The sequence below is a fragment of the Segatella copri genome (genome assembly GCF_026015465.1).
GTDB lineage: Bacteria > Bacteroidota > Bacteroidia > Bacteroidales > Bacteroidaceae > Prevotella > Prevotella copri_E.
On the sequence record NZ_JAPDUQ010000007.1, the window covers coordinates 1 to 18,437 of the forward strand.

Annotated in this window: 19 protein-coding genes and 1 pseudogene; all 20 read left to right on the forward strand. The window is 36.2% G+C overall.

Annotation, left to right across the window (positions count from 1 at the left end; genetic code table 11):
• Positions 1-449 precede the first annotated feature (449 nt).
• Positions 450-695 (forward strand): hypothetical protein, encoded by a 246-nt coding sequence (locus ONT08_RS16240; RefSeq protein WP_264960448.1) that lies wholly within the window; start codon positions 450-452, stop codon positions 693-695.
• The gene (locus ONT08_RS16245) at positions 677-1,084 is read left to right on the forward strand and encodes a hypothetical protein (RefSeq protein WP_367398953.1); all 408 of its coding nucleotides are present in this window, start codon (positions 677-679) and stop codon (positions 1,082-1,084) included. The genes ONT08_RS16240 and ONT08_RS16245 overlap by 19 nt, the downstream gene beginning before the upstream one ends.
• A gap of 267 nt (positions 1,085-1,351) precedes the next feature.
• Positions 1,352-2,518 carry a toll/interleukin-1 receptor domain-containing protein gene (locus ONT08_RS16250; RefSeq protein ID WP_264960450.1) on the forward strand — a complete coding sequence of 389 codons (1,167 nt, stop codon included), beginning with the start codon at positions 1,352-1,354 and terminating at the stop codon, positions 2,516-2,518.
• Complete coding sequence (locus tag ONT08_RS16255; protein WP_264960451.1) at positions 2,497-3,108, forward strand: hypothetical protein; 612 nt, start codon at positions 2,497-2,499, stop codon at positions 3,106-3,108. Before ONT08_RS16250 ends, ONT08_RS16255 begins: the two co-directional genes overlap by 22 nt.
• A 4-nt stretch (positions 3,109-3,112) precedes the next feature.
• A complete protein-coding gene (locus ONT08_RS16260) occupies positions 3,113-3,679 on the forward strand; it encodes a toll/interleukin-1 receptor domain-containing protein (protein ID WP_264960452.1) in 567 nt (188 codons plus the stop codon).
• A 7-nt stretch (positions 3,680-3,686) separates the two neighbouring features.
• On the forward strand, positions 3,687-4,361 hold the full coding sequence (locus ONT08_RS16265) for a TIR domain-containing protein (protein WP_264960453.1): 675 nt from the start codon (positions 3,687-3,689) through the stop codon (positions 4,359-4,361).
• Positions 4,362-4,843: 482 nt separating this feature from the next.
• Positions 4,844-5,341 carry a TIR domain-containing protein gene (locus ONT08_RS16270; protein ID WP_264960454.1) on the forward strand — a complete coding sequence of 166 codons (498 nt, stop codon included), beginning with the start codon at positions 4,844-4,846 and terminating at the stop codon, positions 5,339-5,341.
• A 24-nt stretch (positions 5,342-5,365) separates the two neighbouring features.
• A pseudogene (gene rfbC, locus ONT08_RS16275) lies at positions 5,366-5,953 on the forward strand (dTDP-4-dehydrorhamnose 3,5-epimerase).
• Positions 5,954-5,959: 6 nt separating this feature from the next.
• Positions 5,960-7,831: an ATP-binding protein gene (locus ONT08_RS16280; protein WP_264960455.1), complete on the forward strand. Its 1,872-nt coding sequence runs from the start codon at positions 5,960-5,962 to the stop codon at positions 7,829-7,831.
• 2 nt (positions 7,832-7,833) lie between these two features.
• On the forward strand, positions 7,834-8,916 hold the full coding sequence (locus ONT08_RS16285; RefSeq protein WP_264960456.1) for a DNA cytosine methyltransferase: 1,083 nt from the start codon (positions 7,834-7,836) through the stop codon (positions 8,914-8,916).
• A 43-nt stretch (positions 8,917-8,959) separates the two neighbouring features.
• Positions 8,960-10,093, forward strand: coding sequence for a hypothetical protein (locus ONT08_RS16290; protein WP_264960457.1), 1,134 nt, complete (start codon positions 8,960-8,962; stop codon positions 10,091-10,093).
• Entirely contained in the window at positions 10,080-11,423 is a 1,344-nt protein-coding gene (locus ONT08_RS16295) for a putative phage abortive infection protein (RefSeq protein WP_264960458.1), read from the forward strand. The genes ONT08_RS16290 and ONT08_RS16295 overlap by 14 nt, the downstream gene beginning before the upstream one ends.
• Positions 11,424-11,580: 157 nt before the next feature.
• Positions 11,581-11,766 carry a hypothetical protein gene (locus tag ONT08_RS16300; RefSeq protein ID WP_264960459.1) on the forward strand — a complete coding sequence of 62 codons (186 nt, stop codon included), beginning with the start codon at positions 11,581-11,583 and terminating at the stop codon, positions 11,764-11,766.
• 386 nt (positions 11,767-12,152) lie between these two features.
• Complete coding sequence (locus ONT08_RS16305) at positions 12,153-13,199, forward strand: mannose-1-phosphate guanylyltransferase (protein ID WP_264960460.1); 1,047 nt, start codon at positions 12,153-12,155, stop codon at positions 13,197-13,199.
• A 61-nt stretch (positions 13,200-13,260) separates the two neighbouring features.
• Complete coding sequence (locus tag ONT08_RS16310; RefSeq protein WP_264960461.1) at positions 13,261-14,772, forward strand: lipopolysaccharide biosynthesis protein; 1,512 nt, start codon at positions 13,261-13,263, stop codon at positions 14,770-14,772.
• Positions 14,773-14,783: 11 nt separating this feature from the next.
• The gene (gene rfbF, locus ONT08_RS16315) at positions 14,784-15,599 is read left to right on the forward strand and encodes a glucose-1-phosphate cytidylyltransferase (protein ID WP_264960462.1); all 816 of its coding nucleotides are present in this window, start codon (positions 14,784-14,786) and stop codon (positions 15,597-15,599) included.
• Between the two features lie 18 nt (positions 15,600-15,617).
• Positions 15,618-16,685, forward strand: a complete 1,068-nt coding sequence (rfbG, locus tag ONT08_RS16320) for a CDP-glucose 4,6-dehydratase (protein ID WP_264960463.1) — start codon at positions 15,618-15,620, stop codon at positions 16,683-16,685.
• Positions 16,686-16,689: 4 nt separating this feature from the next.
• On the forward strand, positions 16,690-17,589 hold the full coding sequence (locus ONT08_RS16325) for an NAD-dependent epimerase/dehydratase family protein (RefSeq protein ID WP_264960464.1): 900 nt from the start codon (positions 16,690-16,692) through the stop codon (positions 17,587-17,589).
• 5 nt (positions 17,590-17,594) lie between these two features.
• Entirely contained in the window at positions 17,595-18,167 is a 573-nt protein-coding gene (gene rfbC, locus ONT08_RS16330) for a dTDP-4-dehydrorhamnose 3,5-epimerase (RefSeq protein WP_264960465.1), read from the forward strand.
• A gap of 3 nt (positions 18,168-18,170) precedes the next feature.
• Positions 18,171-18,389 (forward strand): hypothetical protein, encoded by a 219-nt coding sequence (locus ONT08_RS16335; protein ID WP_264960466.1) that lies wholly within the window; start codon positions 18,171-18,173, stop codon positions 18,387-18,389.
• The last annotated feature ends 48 nt before the right edge of the window (positions 18,390-18,437 follow it).

Consider the following 18,437-nt stretch of genomic DNA (forward strand, 5'->3'; position numbering starts at 1 on the left):
TTGTTCGTTTAGAGGCAATTGTATTAAGTGTATCTGTCATCATCACAAAGGTTGCAACCAAACGAAAGATGGAGAAACCACCACACAAATCTATCTCAATTCTATCAAAAGCTCAGAAGTAGATGATGCCAACGCCAAAATACTGGCAGCCCTATAAGCCACAAAAAAGAATAAAAAGAGGGATTTTGTAAAATGAACCAAAATGAACCATTTTTCCTGAATCTTTACATGAGCGACACAGAAAACCGGAAAACTTTCGTTCAATCAACGACTTAGGAAATTATGTACGAAAAGAATAGTAAAATAATGTTGATTATCGTAGAATGATATTAATTTTTTAACACGCATAATTTGCTAGTTTCCAACAATTTTCGTATTTTTGCAAGGAGATTCTGTGTCTCTTATATCGAGATTCAGATGAACGTCATCAAAAAACGAACTTGATTCGCATGATGAAAGAGACAAATATACACTCACAGGTTACGTCCACTATTGCAGGGGACGACGGCGAAGCCATGGCAAAAAGTGAAGGATATGTAGCTGAAAATGGTTTCGTAGCAACAGAACCGATGCACTGGTATGAGGCTTGTGTAAGGGTGAACTACGAGAAAAAATCAAGCTTCTTATTGAACAAAGCTTCAAGGATAAAAAATTCGCCTTGGAGACTTGGCTTCCTTTGGAAAGACGTGTCATGATCAATAGTCGTGGCAAACGTGTTATCCGTGAGGCTGTCTTTCTTACCACCTTTGTCTTTGTGAGAGTTGAGGACAAAAATCTTAATGAAATCCGCTTCCGCTCCGATGTTTATAAGATGCTTTCGGAACCAGGCAAAAGTACCCCATATGCTATCCCTGATACCAAATTCGACAATTTTCGCAGAATTGTAATGACTGGCAAGGCTGAGATACAGAACCACCCTATCAAAAAGGGTGATAAAGTGCGTATTATAGACGGAGAACTTGTTGGAGTTGTAGCCTATGTGCAGCGTATTCAAGGTAAGAATGCCATTATTGGTGATGAGATTAGAAATATCTGTGGTGCGACCATTGAGATAGATAAGGGTTTTTTGGAGTTTTGCAAATAGTAGTTTTTGTTAAACTACATAAGTACCCTTCAAAGTATGCATAAGTTAAGAACCTCCATAAGATGTTTTGTCATAATGCCTTTTGCGCGTAGCTTTGATAAAGTTTTTAAAGTCTATAGAGAAACGTGTAAAAGCATGGGGGTATATGCATACCGTGTAATAATGCAGTCACTATAGATATTCTGAAAAATACCTTTGATGGCTTGAAAAACAATGATTTTTTAATAGCTGACATCTCTAACAATAATTGTAATAACATCCGAAAATATGATTTATTCATCATACCAGATACTCATTCTTGGAAAATTAAGTAAGCTGTCTTCATGTATGCAAAGTTGCATTGAAAAGGCATTCCATGATATACAATTGTCAAAAGATAGTTATAAAATTATAAGGTCTAAAGAATTTAAAATCAATACCTTAGGTGTGAATCCAACAGTCGCTTTGTATTTTACAAGTGAGAATAAGACATTGGATTTGGAAGTACTATCCCAGTTAAAGGAGAAAGCTGTTGTAATAATCCCTATAGTTGACTCTTTCGATAATGCAGTATTTTTGCTGCCTGATTGTTTGAAAGAAATCAATGCCGCTTGCATTGCAAGCGAGAATGATACTGATGGGCAGACAGAAGTGACGAACCTTGTCTTGTCTAATCTTGGTTTACTAACGAGGGAAAGAAACATCTTTATCAGTTATAAGCGTATGGATTGTCAAGATTTGGCGAATCAACTTTACGATAAGTTTCTACACGCTGGCTATAATGTCTTTTTAGATACGGAGAGTTTGTCTGCAGGTGTGGTATTTCAAGAGTCCTTACGACATCGTTTAGCGGATTCTTTCGCCTTGGTTTTGTTAAACTCAGAGCATTTCTTTGATACTGATAGCAAATGGACATTGGAAGAATATATGCTTGCCCAAAATCTGAAAATCGGAATCTGTTCCGTGTTGTTGCCAGGTATTAATATTCGTAGAGAATTGAATTTCAGCGACTTCTTACGTTTAGAATCAACTGACTTTACAGATGATACCAACAAATACCTGAAGAATTCTAAAATCGACGAAATAGTCTTATACATTAAATCGATATATGCAAGATTGTACGAGTCTCGCAAACAGGCTTTAGTGAATTCTTTTACAGAAAGCTTACGAAAGCAACGGATCGTTTTCGTACAACAGACAGATGGGACGCTCTTTATCTCTACTCCAAAACTTTCCTGTAAGGTTATTCCTTTGATTGGAATACCTAAATCATGGGATTATTATGTCACTGATATCAAACGGCATAACAATAAAGACATTCCTGTGTACCTTCTCTATAACAATCAATGTATATTGGACGAATGGCTAAAGCATTTGGCTTGGTTGGAAGAAAAGTCTGGTGTTCATTCCATTAATATAAATGATAGTTTAATATGGATACAAAAAAACCTGTAATATTCCTTTCGGCGAGTATGCCGACAAAAGAACGAGATCATCGTTTTTTTGATACAGCTGACTTCATTGCCATACGTGATGCTGTTGTGGCATTGGTGAATGCGATTATACCAAATTTCCGTTTGGTATGGGGAGGCCATCCGGCCATCACGCCCATTATTCATGACATATTCAAAAAGCGAGGTTTCGACTATAATAAGTATGTGACCATTTATCAGTCTGCATATTTTGCAGGTAATATGCCTAAAGAGAATCAACATTTTGACAACGTTGTCATAACAGATGATGTTCGAAAGTATGAAAATGAAACTCAAAACATAGCGGCAAGTCTTTTTGTTATGCGCCAACGAATGTTGACAGACTCGCCAATTTTTGCTGGATTTTTCATTGGTGGTATGGAGGGCGTTCTTAATGAATATGAACTACTGAAGAAATACAATTCTGAGGCAAGAATCTACCCAATAGCTTCAACGGGAGCTGCAGCTCACATACTATATGATAATTTACAGAAGCAAGGGAAAATCAATAATACAAGACTCCTGAATGATTATTGTTATTCTTCCTTGTTTGATGATATTTTAAACAGATAAGATTATGAATATATTTACAAAAAATAAATTTGAAAATGCGGTAAATTCTTTGTCCAGGCAAAGAATGACATTTTCAAATATACTGAATGAGACTCGAAGTTATGCTAATGCACGTTATGGACAGAAAACCATATTTCTGTCTCATTCTCATCACGATGCCCGATATGTCAATATGACCAGGGCTTTCTTTGAACGCCTTGGTATCGATCTTTATGTAGATTGGGCTGACGAAAGTATGCCGACTTATACTTGTGGTTACACGGCGCTGAAAATCAAAGAGAAAATACGAGAAAACGATTTTTTCATACTGTTGGCAACTGATTTGGCTCTATGGTCTAAGTGGTGTAACTGGGAATTAGGTATTGGGGATACATATAAATATGTTTCCGATAGACTTGCCATCTTGCCCTTGGCAGATGATTCTGATAATTGGAGAGGTAATGAGTATATTCAGACTTATCCTTATATCAAAGGACCTGATTCTTCTATTTGGGATGATACGCCATCAAAATATTTGATTCATTATCCAGATGGTCAAGAACGTTCTTTATTAAATTGGCTACAAAAATAGTATCGGTATGGGACACAAAATTTTTATTTCATACAAATATGGTGACATATCTGTAAAAAGATTGGCAAGAACTCCATTGTACACAGCGACCAAGGTGCGTGATTATGTAGATGAACTTCAAGACAAGTTAGCAGAAGAAGACCATATCAACAAAGGAGAGTTGGATGGCGAAGACTTGTCTGATTTTAAAGATTCTACGATAGCGTCAAAACTGCGTGATAAAATATATGATAGTTCCATTACAATAGTATTCATTTCTCCACAAATGAAAAATTCTACACTGTCCGAAGATGAACAATGGATTCCTTGGGAAATATCTTATTCTCTTCGAGAAGCAACGAGGAACGATAGAACAAGCAGGATGAATGGTGTTTTAGCTGTAGTCTTACCAGATATAAATGGTTCTTATGATTACATGCTAGAAAAGAAGAATTGTTGTAAAGAAGGATGTACTTTATGGCATACAAATAAATTGTTCAAAGTGCTTAGAGGCAATATGTTTAATCAGAATAATAAGATTTCTCAGAACTGCTTAAAAGGAGACAATGTATATAAAGGTTATGCCAGCTATATACATATGATTGAATGGAATCGTTTTATTTCCAATATAGACTTTTGGATTCAAGTTACAGATGGAATTAGAGAAAAAGCCTATAATTACGATATACATATAAATGTATAGTCTTATTATAAATAATGTCTCACACAAAATATTATACTTGAAATAATGGAGAGTAAACATTTAGATTATGTGCAAAATGCAATAATAAGAATGGCTGACAATTCCTTTAAAATAAAGGGATTATGTGTAACAATAGTTTCTGCTTTCTTGGGCTTGTGCATAAAATATGAAGAACCGAAATTGTTGCTGATATTGTGTTTCCCTATAATCATTTTCTGGTTATTGGATGGATACTATTTACAACAGGAAAGAAAGTTTAGATGTATATACAATAATATGACAGATAATCCAACTTCATGTAAAGTTGAAATACCTCCTTTTGGTATGCCATTGAATGATATAAAAGGAAAAGACTTCAAGTATATTTCGTCACTGTTCTCTAAAACAGAATGTATTTTATATATATCCCTCTTAGTATGTAGTTTCATCTTGTATTTTATTTTACGTAATATGTAATTTTATATCTTAAATATTACAAACAAATGGCAAAGAGACAAGTTTTTTTCAGCTTCCATTATAGCAGAGACTCATGGCGTGCTTCGCAGGTTCGCAACATGGGCAAAGTTTCTGATTCTTCAACTTTCTCAGACAACGACTGGGAAGAAGTGCGTTACAAGACAGAGACCAAGATTAAGGAGTGGATTGACAATCAGCTTGCATTGCGTTCCTGCCTCGTGGTTCTTGTTGGGGCGAAGACATCAGAGCGTAAATGGGTGAAGTATGAAATCGAAAAAGCGATGGAACTTCATAAAGGCATTGTGGGTATCTGTATTAACCGCCTTAAAGATTCCAATGGTGACACTGATGAAGAGGGAGCAAATCCATTCTATTCTGTGTTTACAAATGATGACCACAGACTATCAAGTTATGTAACACTCTTCAGGTCCAAGTATTCGACCAGTAAATATGTTTATGATGATATAGAGGAAAATATTGATAGATTGATAGAAGAAGCGATAGAAAATCGCTGGAATTACTAATATTACAGTATCATCATTAATGTTATGAATATAATCAAAACAGATATTGAAGGCGTACTCATTATAGAGCCACGCCTCTTCCGCGACTCTCGTGGCTACTTCTTCGAGAGTTTCAGTGAGCGAGAGTTTGAAGAAAAGGTTGCCCTAATCCTGGGACACAGAGTTCACTTCTGCCAGGACAATGAGTCTATGAGCAGTTATGGCGTGATGCGAGGCCTGCACTTCCAGCGTCCTCCTTATACCCAAAGTAAGTTGGTACGATGAGTAAAAGGCAGAGTCCTTGATGTCGCTGTTGATATCCGCAAAGGATCACCAACCTATGGCAAGTAAGTGGCAGTTGAACTGACAGAAGACAATCATCGCCAGTTCTTCATCCCTAAGGGCTTTGCCCATGGTTTCGCTGTCCTCTCAGAGACTGCAGTCTTCCAATACAAATGTGATAACTTCTATCACCCAGAGGCAGATGGTGGTATCTCAATCTTGGATGAATCTCTCGGTATCGATTGGAAGATTCCAACAGAACATGCCAATCTCTCAGAGAAAGATACGAAGCATGTTATGCTAAAGGACTTCGTTAGTCCATTTGATATCAATGTGAATTTATATAAATAGAAATATATGGAAAAGAAAGAGTATAAAATAGAAATAGACCCAAGGATACTTGAATTGCTGGGACCAAATCTTTATACAAACATTTACTATGTCTTGGCAGAGTTGATAGCCAATGCGTATGATGCGGATGCACATAATGTATATATAATCTCGGAAGAAGATTCTATAAGAGTTGAGGATGACGGGCATGGTATGTCTTATAAAAAAGGAGGAATTGCCAAATATTTAGGGGTGGCCAAGTTGTCTAGGACAGATGAAAATGATTCTGTTACAGATTTAGGAAGAAAGAAAATGGGACGTAAGGGAATAGGTAAGCTTGCTGCTCTCTCAGTCTCTGAAAATGTAGATATACTGACTATTGCCGAAGGAGAAAAGTCTGGTTTTGTTCTTTCTCGTCATCCTGATGATGATGGTTTGTTGCAGCCAATAAATGACATAGATATACACTTTGAAAAGATAGATGATCATGGTACTGCAATTGTGATGAAGAATCCAGAGTATAAACTTCATAAAACAAATGCAGCAATTAAAAGGAACATAGTCAACATCTTTCCTTTGATAGATAGAGATTTTAGAATTCATATTATCAATAAAGATGGGAAAGATGATGTGATAGAACGAATGGACGATATATTTGCTAAAAGTTTATGTACAATAATAACGTTAGGTGCAGATTATGGCACTTTGGCAAATAAAGTAAATGTGCCATTCGCTGATAAAAAGGATACCTTGGTAGATGTAAGACCTGCTTATTCCGAAAAGTTGCCTTTAATCAATTCTTTGGGTGAAAAAAAGGAATATCAGCTTGTGATAGAAGGTTGGATAGGAGCCTATGAATCCACCAAAGGACGAAAAAAGGATGCTTCTGATTTCCCTGATAATTTTATTTCCTTGTATGCAAATAAGAAAATGGGAGAATTTAATATTTTGCCTAAGGTTGGTAAGAATAGATTGATAGAATCTTATATAGTGGGGCAATTATATGTAGATTTGTTTGAATTGTCAGAGTTGCCAGATATGGCATTGAGTAATCGACAAGGATATAAGAGCGATGATCCTCGTTATGAGAAAGTTATCAGTTATGTTGGCAAGATTTTGCTGCCTGAAATTATCAACAAAAGAGCAACGTATGCATCATTAAAAAATGCTTCTGTACAAAAGAAACAATTAAATGAACAACGGAAACGAGAAGCGGATTTGAAAAGAACTGTAGAAAATTTTAAACGAAAGACAAGTGAACGAATTGCTTCTCATTTTGTAGATGGTGAAGCGTATGATTCTAATCAAGTGAAGGCAGTTGTTGATACAGCAATCAATGATAGCATTCCAGATTTTGGCATAAAGAAGAAAGTTGATACAGCCAAGCGCAAAATATTGATTAGTCAAACGAGTGCTGATAAAGATTTATCCGATTTGGTTTACAATTTTCTGCTGTTCAATGGTGTTCCTGCAAAAGAAATCATTTATTCGAATTGTGATGAGGCTGTTTCTCGTATTCCTGATGATATCCCTATCTTTGATTATTTAAGAGATTTCTTTGTGAATAGTTATTCCGATCAAAAGATATATGTTATATTTGTTACAAGTGAAAATATAAAAGGTTCTTTTGGTACTATGGCAGAAATTGGGGCAGCTTGGATAACAAAGGCAGACCACAAGATAATAAATATCTATGATTTTAAGCCACAAGAACCTTTAAACAATCGGGTTACATGGCAATCAACGGTTATAGACGAAGAAGGTAATATATCCATGACCAAGTTGAATGCCGATTTATTCTGTCAAAAAATAGAAGATGTTTGCACTAAGTTAGGTTATCAGCCCAAAGAAAGGAAGACAAATATGCTTAGACTTTCAGACTCAGTAAAAATAGTATAGTTATGCGTAAAGGACGAAAGCGTAAGCCATATACAGCAATAGATGTAGTTGATTTATTCTGTGGTATAGGTGGGTTGAGCTATGGTATGAAGTCTAAAGGTTTTCATATCTGTGGTGGCTTTGACATAGATAAGACATGTCGATTTGCCTATGAATATAATAATTCTGCTCCTTTCTTTTATAGGAATGTAACGGAAGTGACGAAAAGGGATATTAAACCATTGTATGAAGAAGGAGCTGTAAGAATTCTGGCAGGTTGTGCTCCATGTCAGCCTTTTTCTTCTTATGCTTTTAAAAATAAAGAGAAGGATGCCAATAAATATGATTTGCTTTATGAATTCGGAAGGCTTGTTACAGAAGTAAAACCTGATATCGTAACAATGGAAAATGTCCCGGCCATACAATCTTTTAAATTGAAGAATGTATTGGGAGATTTTGTACAATTATTGAAAGATAAAAGTTATCATGTTTCTGTCAATGTTGTTTATTGCCCACAATATGGCATACCTCAAACAAGAAAACGTTTGGTTTTGTTGGCTTCTAAATATGGTGAGATTGAACTAATTCCACCAATTATCAAGAACCCTAAAGATTATAAAACAGTATACGATGCTATAGGAAATTTACCCCCAATAAATGCAGGTGAAACTTCTAATACGGATTTTTTACATCGAGCTTCTGCGTTGACTCCATTGAATCTCTCACGCATTAGAGCAACTAGAGAGGGAGGTAGTTGGAAGGAATGGCCAGAATCTTTGAGGTTAGCCTGTCATAAGTCACAATCAGGTAAAAGTTTTGGAAGTGTTTATGGCAGAATGAAATGGAGTGAGCCTAGCCCGACAATGACTACACAGTGTACAGGCTATGGTAATGGTCGATTTGGTCATCCAGACCAAGATAGAGCCATTTCTGCGAGAGAGGCAGCACTGCTTCAAACTTTTCCTATGTCATATAAGTTTTTTGAGGACGAAGAGCATGTTTCTTTAGTGAAAGCTTCACGGTATATAGGTAATGCCGTTCCACCTGTTTTAGGTGAAGTTGTTGCAGAAAGTATTCTGGAGCATTTGAGAAACTATTACAATTAAAAAGTAATATTAGGATATTGAGCCTATTATAAAATTTCAATCTATGATTTATCAAAATAAAGATAAAAGTATATTACCTGATGCGATTCAAGTTCGTACTTTGTTGAATAAAATGCAAGATCAGACACCTGTCAAACATTTGATGCCGACAGAACGTGTCGTGGATGGTGATAACAAATACTTTCTTACCCATTTGGCAAATGGCAGATTCATTATTAAGCCTAATATAACACAACAAGGAGTGCTGTATTATGGAAATAGTAATGGAGAAGAGTATAAAGAGCATTTTAAAACAAAATATTATCCGTCAGGCAATAATGTAAAAAAGCTTCATGATGAGTTGATGTACCATAATGTACTTTTAGAGCAATTTGCTTTATTGGTGAAGACTTTTCCGCTTTTTAAATTATTAGACGAAGGTATTTTCATACCAGAATTAGATATTAATTTCTCACTTGGTAATCCCTATACGCTAGCTGCTGCTTATGGCTTACCTTCGCCATTCATCAATTTGACAGCTTCTAAAGATGTGGCGATGTTTTATGCTACAAATGAATATGATGCAGATACAGGTGTTTACAAACCCGCAAAAGAAGGTACTCTCGGTATTGTATATTTATATCGGATAACAACACCTTTGGGGCAAACCTCAGAGCTATCAACATTAGGAGTACAGATATTTCCCCGAACTTTTAATACGAAACAATTTTCTTATGTATTAGGACCCGGGGAAGAATTTAATGATAAAAGTAATGTCTTCGGTCTTACGTTTATTCAAAATAATGAGGCTTCTAAGTATTATTTGGATATGTTTGACGGCGGTAAGAAATTGCTGCCAACAAATGATATCCTTACTTTAAAATGGAACTCAATAAAAGATCATATATATCAAGCGGCTGTAGATATTAACTTGAAAAAAAATCCTGATGATAAACGCGATGATAATATTGAAGCTTTGAAAAAGAAAATAGGACGTAATATAACAGAAGGATGTCCTATTTTCACAAAAGCAGATTTGGCTCACACGGATCTTGAGAGTATATGGAATTCTTTTTTAGAAAAAATATATCCCCTAAATGAGTCAGATGTGAAGATTGTTGAATATTTAAAGCAACTTCCTTCAATAGAAGAATATGCTTGTTATTTTAATATAGATAGTTATTATGAGAAGAGATAAATCGTCATTTATATATCTTGCATTCACTGTCTTTGCTCTAATTTTTGCTTGCTATTATATTTATTTGGCAGAGATTGATAAAATTATTCTGTATTCCAACGGCTTAGCAAAGGGTAATTTATCAGCTGCAGGAAGTTTGGGAGATACTGCAGGCTTAATTAATGCATTGTTCTCTGGTTTGGCATTTGGTGGTGTAATCCTAACTATAATTTGGCAAATTAGAAATGATAAGAGAGGTCGGGCTAGTAGTTTAAAAGTCCAATTTGAAAATACTTTTTTCAATATGACTCAAACTTTTGAGCATTTGATAGAGGGATTAAGCATAGAGCATAAAGTCGTTGGTCATTCTGTAAATAAGGATGATTTTCTAGCTAATGCTTACGCACAAGTAACATCACAAATAGGCAACAATAACACTGAATCGAATGAGATAAAAGGAAGAGCCTTGTTTAAGTATCTCTATCAAGAACGGAAAATTGATGGAAAGCAATTGGTCGAAAGTATTAAAGAGACAGGAATCAAAGCATTTGAAAATGTGATGGATGGTATCTTAGACCATTATTTCCGTTATTTCTATCGAATCTTGAAGTTTATTGACGATACGGAGTTAATAGATAATCAACAGAAATACTATTATGCTTCTATTTTTAGGGCGCAACTTTCAAAATATGAACTTCTTATGCTTTATTTCAATGGACTATCTAAGTTTGGAAGGGAAAAGTTAAAACCATTGATGGAAAAATATTGCATTCTTAAAAACTTAGATAAAGCCGATTTGCCATTTCCAGCAAAAGACATGGATGAAAAAGAGCGCAATTTGATTTTAAATGGTTATGAGCAATCCGCAAGTATTCATCATTTAATATACGAAGGAAACTATGTTTCAATAATAATCAATTCGATTTGCTACTCTATCGTTCTGATAATATTACTGGCTTTGTCTGCATCATGTTTAGACAATTTTATATTCAAGGATATTTTGTCTTTACCTATTTTAAATGACAATTCTGGAAAAATTGTTTGTTTGATATTGACTTTTATGATTTTGTATGGTCTTCAAATCTTTTTTGATAACAAGAAGATAGATGTTAAGAAAATAGCCTATACCAATAAATGGGATAGTTTTCGTTATGTATTAAGCAACTATTACAACGCCGATGAGATACAGCTTGTGTTTCCATTAGTAGCTTCCCTGTTTTATCTTTGTGGTATGCATAGTTGGTATGGATATGGCTTCATCTTATATGTCAATCTTGTCATTATCTGGCTTTTTATAAAGCCTTTAATGGGAGTGATGTTTACGGTATATAAATTATACCAATTTAAATGATAGGGACATTTGTTCAGCATAAAAAATAGCTATCATAACAATAAGCTAATAACAAAGAACATCTTGCTTCTTTACTTCCGAAGTTTCTTGTGCAATTGGTTTTCCTATATACGAGTCAAGTTATATCGAATGTTTTAGAAATTGAAATAAAACAATCATGAGCGAAGAACAATATAACGAATTGCTGAAAGCTTACACAAAGGAGGTTTTGGCAAATATGATAAAGGCTGATATACGCAGTAGGTTTCCTGAACCTTATGCCAGTCTGTATTGCCAGCAGTTTGATAATTTCAAGAATGTTGCAGATTTCTTTGAATTTGCGGCAAAGTTAATGAGGAGATAACAATAAATTTATTGCTAGTCTTTGTTTTTCTCAGACTTGTGTAAATAAGCATTAAACTTATGCACATAGTATCGTTATCCCTAGGCGGTCCCATCCCGCACAATATGGCGTAGACCTTTGATGGTCCGCCAACCTTATAGCGTAGCGGTTCTGAGCACCGGAGGGCGGTTACATCCTTCCTTCTGAGGAGGAAGGCTTGGTTAGAGGTGGATCTCCCTTTGGAAAGGGAGACGGAGGGATTCGAAAAAATACCTTCTTTAATGGGAAAAAGCGATGCCAATGAGTGCAATGAAAACTCGTTTTCAAATTGCCGAGTGCAGCTCGCTTTATCAACAAAGAAGGACGGGATGATTTTAGAAAATCTTTAATATTAAAGAAAGAGATTTATGCACGACATACAAATTATAATCATGGCTGGCGGTGTAGGCAGCCGCTTCTGGCCTATGTCAACCCCCGATTACCCAAAGCAGTTTATTGATGTGATGGGTGTCGGCCGTTCCCTCATTCAATTAACAGTAGATAGATTGAAGCCAATCTGTCCTGTCGAGAACATGTGGGTAGTGACAAACGAGAAATACATAAGCATAGTCAAGGGGCAAATCCCTGACATGCCTGTAGATAACATATTATCAGAGCCGGAGGCTCGCAATACCGCTCCATGTATTGCTTATGCCTGTTGGAAGATCCAGAAGAAGCATCCTGATGCCAATATCGTGGTGACACCATCCGATGCCCTGGTCATTAATACCTCGGAGTATCAGCGAGTGCTCAGCAAGGCATTGAGCTATACATCCGATAAGAACGCCATCGTTACGATCGGTATCAAGCCAAGCCGCCCGGAAACAGGCTATGGCTATATAGCCTCAGCAGAGCCAACATCCGTAGATGAAATCTACAAGGTTGAGGCATTCAAAGAAAAGCCAAACCTGGAGACAGCCGAGCAATACCTTGCTGCTGGCAATTACTATTGGAATGCCGGAATCTTCGTATGGAACATCGATACCATCAGCAAGGCAATCCGAACCTTCCAGCCAAACCTTGCCAGCATTATGGATGAGATGGCTCCTTCTTTCTATACCGAACAGGAGAAAGAGGTAGTCGGCAAACTCTTCCCAACCTGCGAGAAGATAAGCATTGACTATGCCGTGATGGAGAAGTCGAAGGAAATCTATACCCTGCCAGCCGAGTTCGGATGGAGCGACTTAGGCAGCTGGGGCAGTCTCCGAACCTTGCTTCCACAGGATGAGGCTGGCAATGCCAAGGTAGGCAAGGACATCCGCTTGTATGAATGCAAGAACTGCGTGGTTCATGCAGCCGAAGAAAGCAAGGTGGTTGTTCAAGGCTTGGATGGCTATATTGTAGCCGAGAAGAATGGACAACTGCTTGTTTGCTCATTGAAAGAGGAACAGAAAATTAAAGAATTTGGTAAATAAGATGAATATGTATTACTAGAACCGATATAAGTGGAACTGGTGATAACAAATGATAAGAATAATGGAGCAACAGTTAAAATCAAGTAACAAGCGTATTGCAATTAATACCATAATAATTTATGTTAGAATGATATTAATTGCATTTATCGGATTGTTTACTACTCGATATGTTCTTCAAGCTTTAGGAGTTGAAGATTATGGTCTATACAATGTTGTTGGTGGTATTGTTACAATGTTAACTTTTATAAGTACTGCAATGATAACAACGACTAGACGATTCCTAAATATCGAGATGGGAAAAAAAAGTGGAGGTAACGTTAATAAAGTTTTTAATGTCTGTCTTTTATTACATATTGGGTTTGCTGTTTTGGCTTATTTGATAGCTTTAACAATAGGCTTATGGTATATTAATAATGTTTTAAATGTAAGTGCAAATAAGATAGGAGATGCTAAATTTATATATTTTATATCTACGACAATAGCAGCCATTGGGATCATAAATGTTCCATATCAAGCTCTTATGACAGCATTTGAAAAATTTAAGTCAATTGCAATAATCGATTTTTCTACAACGCTTTTAAAAATCCCTCTTGTCGTTTTATTAATATTCTATGTTGGTAACTGTTTAAGGTTTTATGCTATTGGGGTTTGTGTGATTTCTGCAATTTCCTTTATATGTTATCAGATATATTGTAACAAGTATTTTAAAGAAACTGTTAAGTGGAATTTTTGTCGTGATATAAATAAATATAAGGAGATTCTTTATTTTAATAATTACACATCTTTAGGAGCCTTTGCATATCTTGCGAGAAGTCAAGGTGCAGCTTTGTTGATTAATTATATTTTTGGTACGATTGTCAATGGTGCTTATGCTGTAGCGGCACAGATAGAATCACAAATTATAGGTCTGGTTACAAATCTTGGAACAGCTGCAAATCCTCAGTTAACGCAAAGTTATAGTTCTGGTAATTATGAAAGAACATTTGAAATAGTATCTAAAATTACAAAGTTTAGTATTCTGTCTATGATAATTCTTTGTTTTTCAGCCTTTATCGAGATAGAGACTTTGTTAAAACTATGGTTGCATAATATACCTGAAAATACAATAGCTTTTTCTAAAGCTGTTTTATTAAGTTTGTTTGTAAGATCATTAGCTTTGGGAATTGATGGTCTTATTCAAGCAACAGGTAAGGTAAAATGGTATCAGATTATTCAAAGTTCTTTGTTGGTTTTAGGTTTACCTATATCCTTTTGTGGTTTTCGTTTAGGTCTTCCTGCGTATTTTATAGTTGTTGCATTTATGTTAACTGATTTAGTTAAAATAGTAGCTATGTTCTTAATTGTGTGCAAGGTGACTAGTATGAATTTTGCGGAATATTGCAAGATTGTTTATATTCCTGCGATAAAAGTAATGTTTCCTTTGTCTGTATATTATATAGGATATAGATATTTAGTTGATGGATCTTTGTTAAACCATTTGATTGGTTTTATCATAACATTGTTTGTGTCTCTGATTGTATGTTTTTGCTTGGGACTTACAAATAATGAACGCAAAAAGGTTTTAAAAAAATAAGTTAGATTACAATGAAAGTAGTTCTTCTTGCAGGCGGGTTTGGTTCCCGTATCTCTGAGGAATCTCAGTTCAAACCAAAGCCAATGATTGAGATAGGCGGTATGCCTATCCTATGGCATATTATGAAGGAGTATGCTTATTATGGGCATACCGAGTTTATTATCTGCGCAGGATATAAGCAGGAATATATCAAAGATTGGTTTGCCAATTACTTCTTGCATAATTCTGACGTTACTTTTGATTATCGTAATGGTAAGAACGAAATGACAGTGCATCAAACCAATATGGAACCTTGGAAGGTCACGGTTGTAGATACTGGTTATAATACTATGACTGGTGGACGTATCAAGCGTATTCAAAAATATGTAGGAAATGAAACGTTCCTCATGACTTATGGTGATGGTGTATGCGACGTTGAAATAGATAAACTTATAGAGTTCCATAAGAGTCATGGGAAACTTGCAACTCTTACAGCTGTCAAAATGGCGCAAGACAAGGGTATTCTTGATATTACCAAAGATCAGGCTGTCCGAGCATTCCGTGAAAAGAGTTCATTGGATGGCTCTCCTATCAATGCTGGATATATGGTTCTTGAACCTGGAGTTTTTGATTTATTGGAAGGTGGCGACTCTTGTGTTTTTGAAAAGACAGCTTTGGTAAAGTTGGCAGAGCAAGGGCAATTGATGTCATACGTCCACACTGGTTTCTGGCAGTGTATGGATAATATCCGTGAGAAGTCCCTACTTGAGAAACTTCTTGCAGAAGATAAAGCTCCATGGAAACGTTGGGATCGTAGTATTCCTGAGATTCCTGATTATGCAAAGTAAAAAATATAATTAATAAGAATGGAAAATATATTTGATTTCTATAAAGGAAAACGAGTTTTCCTTACGGGACATACGGGTTTTAAAGGCTCCTGGATGTGCAAGATGCTTGCAAATGCCGGAGCTATTGTAACTGGTTATTCTTTAGAAGCACCAACAGAACCGTCTCTCTTTAAAATTGCTAATATTGAGGGAGATGTACATTCTGTTATTGGTGATATTCGTGATATGGCTGCACTTAAAAAGGCCTTTGATGAAGCTCAGCCTGAGATTGTTCTTCATCTCGCGGCACAACCTATAGTTCGTGATTCCTATAAGGATCCAGCTTATACGTATGAAACAAATGTCATGGGTACGGTTAATATTTTGGAGTGTGTACGTCAGAACAACTGCGTGAAGTCGTTCCTTAATGTAACTACAGACAAAGTATATCTCAATAAAGAGTGGAACTGGGGATATCGTGAGAATGAAGAGTTAGATGGCTATGATCCTTACTCTAATTCAAAATCATGCTCAGAGCTTGTCACTCATTCATATAAGCGTTCGTTCTTTACTGATAACAATGGTCTTCCTGTCATCCCGATTTCAACTGCTAGAGCCGGTAATGTAATTGGAGGTGGTGATTTTGCAAATGACCGCATTATCCCTGACTGTATTCGTGCAGCAGCAAAGCATGATGATATCGTAGTTAGAAATCCTTATTCTACTCGTCCTTATCAGCATGTTTTGGAGCCTCTGTATGCTTATCTTGTGATTGCCATGAAGCAGTATGAGGATAAAAAGTATGCCGACTATTATAATGTTGGCCCTGATGATGTAGATTGTTTCCAGACAGGAGCTCTCGTGGACCTTTTCGTCAGCAAATGGGGAGATGGTATGAAGTGGGTGAATAAATATGATGGTGGACCTCATGAAGCAAACTTCCTGAAGTTGGATTGTTCTAAATTGAAGGCAACCTTTGGCTGGTCTCCTCGTTGGAATCTTGATGAAGCAATGGAAAAGATTGTAGAGTGGAGCAAGATATGGCTTGAAGGAGGCGATGTTCGTGCTTGTATGGATAAACAGATTTCGGAATTCTTAAAAGTTTAATGATATGAAGAATGTAATTGTAACAGGCGGTAATGGCTTTATAGGTAGTTCGCTTATCAAAAAGTTGGTTGCAAATGGTATCAAGGTTGTTGCCGTAGATATAACGTTCCAAGGAGAACGACTTCCTGAGAGTGAACTCATTACTAAAATTGAATCCTGTGTGGATGCTTCCCTTGTCGAGGAACTCCCAGTTGAAGAGTATGATGCATTTTATCATCTTGCCTGGAAAGGTGTGAATGGAGCTGACAAGGCAAATCCTTCAGTTCAGCTTGCTAATATTCAAATGGCAATAGATTGTGCCGATATCTGTAAAAAGTTAAATGTAAAGAAGTTTCTCTGTGCTGGTACTGTTGCAGAGAATGCTACATTTAGTCTTCCTAATTTAGAGAAAACATCAGGAGGTATGATGTATGGTGTCGCAAAGCATGCATGTCGTCTCATCTTGGAAGATTATTGTAAGAACATCGGGCTGCAATTTGTATGGATGCAGTTCTCTAATATCTATGGAGTAGGTAATAAGACGGGTAATCTCGTAAGTTATACTCTAGGTGAATTAATGACAGGTAATGAGGCTACTTTCGGTCCTGCGCTTCAACCTTATGATTTCATTTATGTTGATGATTTAATAGAGGCTGTTTATCGACTTGGAGAAAAAGAGACCAATAAAGCATTCTATTACATTGGTTCAGGTTCACCTCGTCAATTGAAGGAATACCTCCTTCGTATAGGGGAGTTAGCTGGATATGCTGACAAAATAGGTATTGGAATTCGTCCAGATGATGGAATTAAGTATTCTATGAATATGTTCTGTAATGATGATCTTGTAGATGCTGTCGGTGAATATGTATCTACAGATTTTGATAATGGTATAAATAAAACAATAGAGTGGCTCAAGAGCCTTTAAAAGATATGGTACAGAAATTTGAATTCAAAGAGCTTGAAATGAAAGGAGCATATGAAATTACTCCTTTCTATGCTACAGACGAGCGTGGAGGCTTCGTCAAAGATTACAATATAGATACTTTTAAGCAGAATGGTATCAACCATGAACTGAAAGAGGTGTTTTATACTATCAGTAAAAAGGGTGTGATTCGTGCAATGCATTTCCAACTTGTAAAGCAACAAGCTAAGCTTGTACGTTGTATTAGTGGACATGTATATGACGTGATTATCGACCTTCGACCAGATTCTCCTACATTTGGAAAGTGGCAAGGATTTGATTTGACAGGTGAGAATCAGAAGACTCTATATGTACCACAATTCTTTGGTCATGGTTATCTCGTGCTTGAGGATTCTGTCGTTAGTTACAAGTGTGGTGAAGTATTCTATGGTGAAGGAGATGCTGGCATCATGTATAATGATCCTGATATGGGTATAGTTTGGCCATTTGAAAAGATTGGTGGCATCGAAAATCTGATTATCTCAGAAAAGGATAAAAACTTGATGTCGCTTAAGGAGTATTTAATAAAAGTAAAGGCTTAAAAAATGGTAAATCATCCTGTGTTATTTGAAACTTTTGTCAGAATAGAGACTGCTAGACAAGTTTGGGAACAGATAAAGAAAGCTCAACCTTCAAAATTGTATTTTTATTCAAATAAAGGACGAGCAGAAATTCCTGGTGAAATCGAAAGAAACAATCAGATTCGCAGTTTTATTGATGAAATTGACGATAGCGCTGTATCGGTACCAAGCGTAGCGGTGTAATCGGTACCATGCTATCACTGCAATCGGTACCGCTTGTATCGCTGCAAG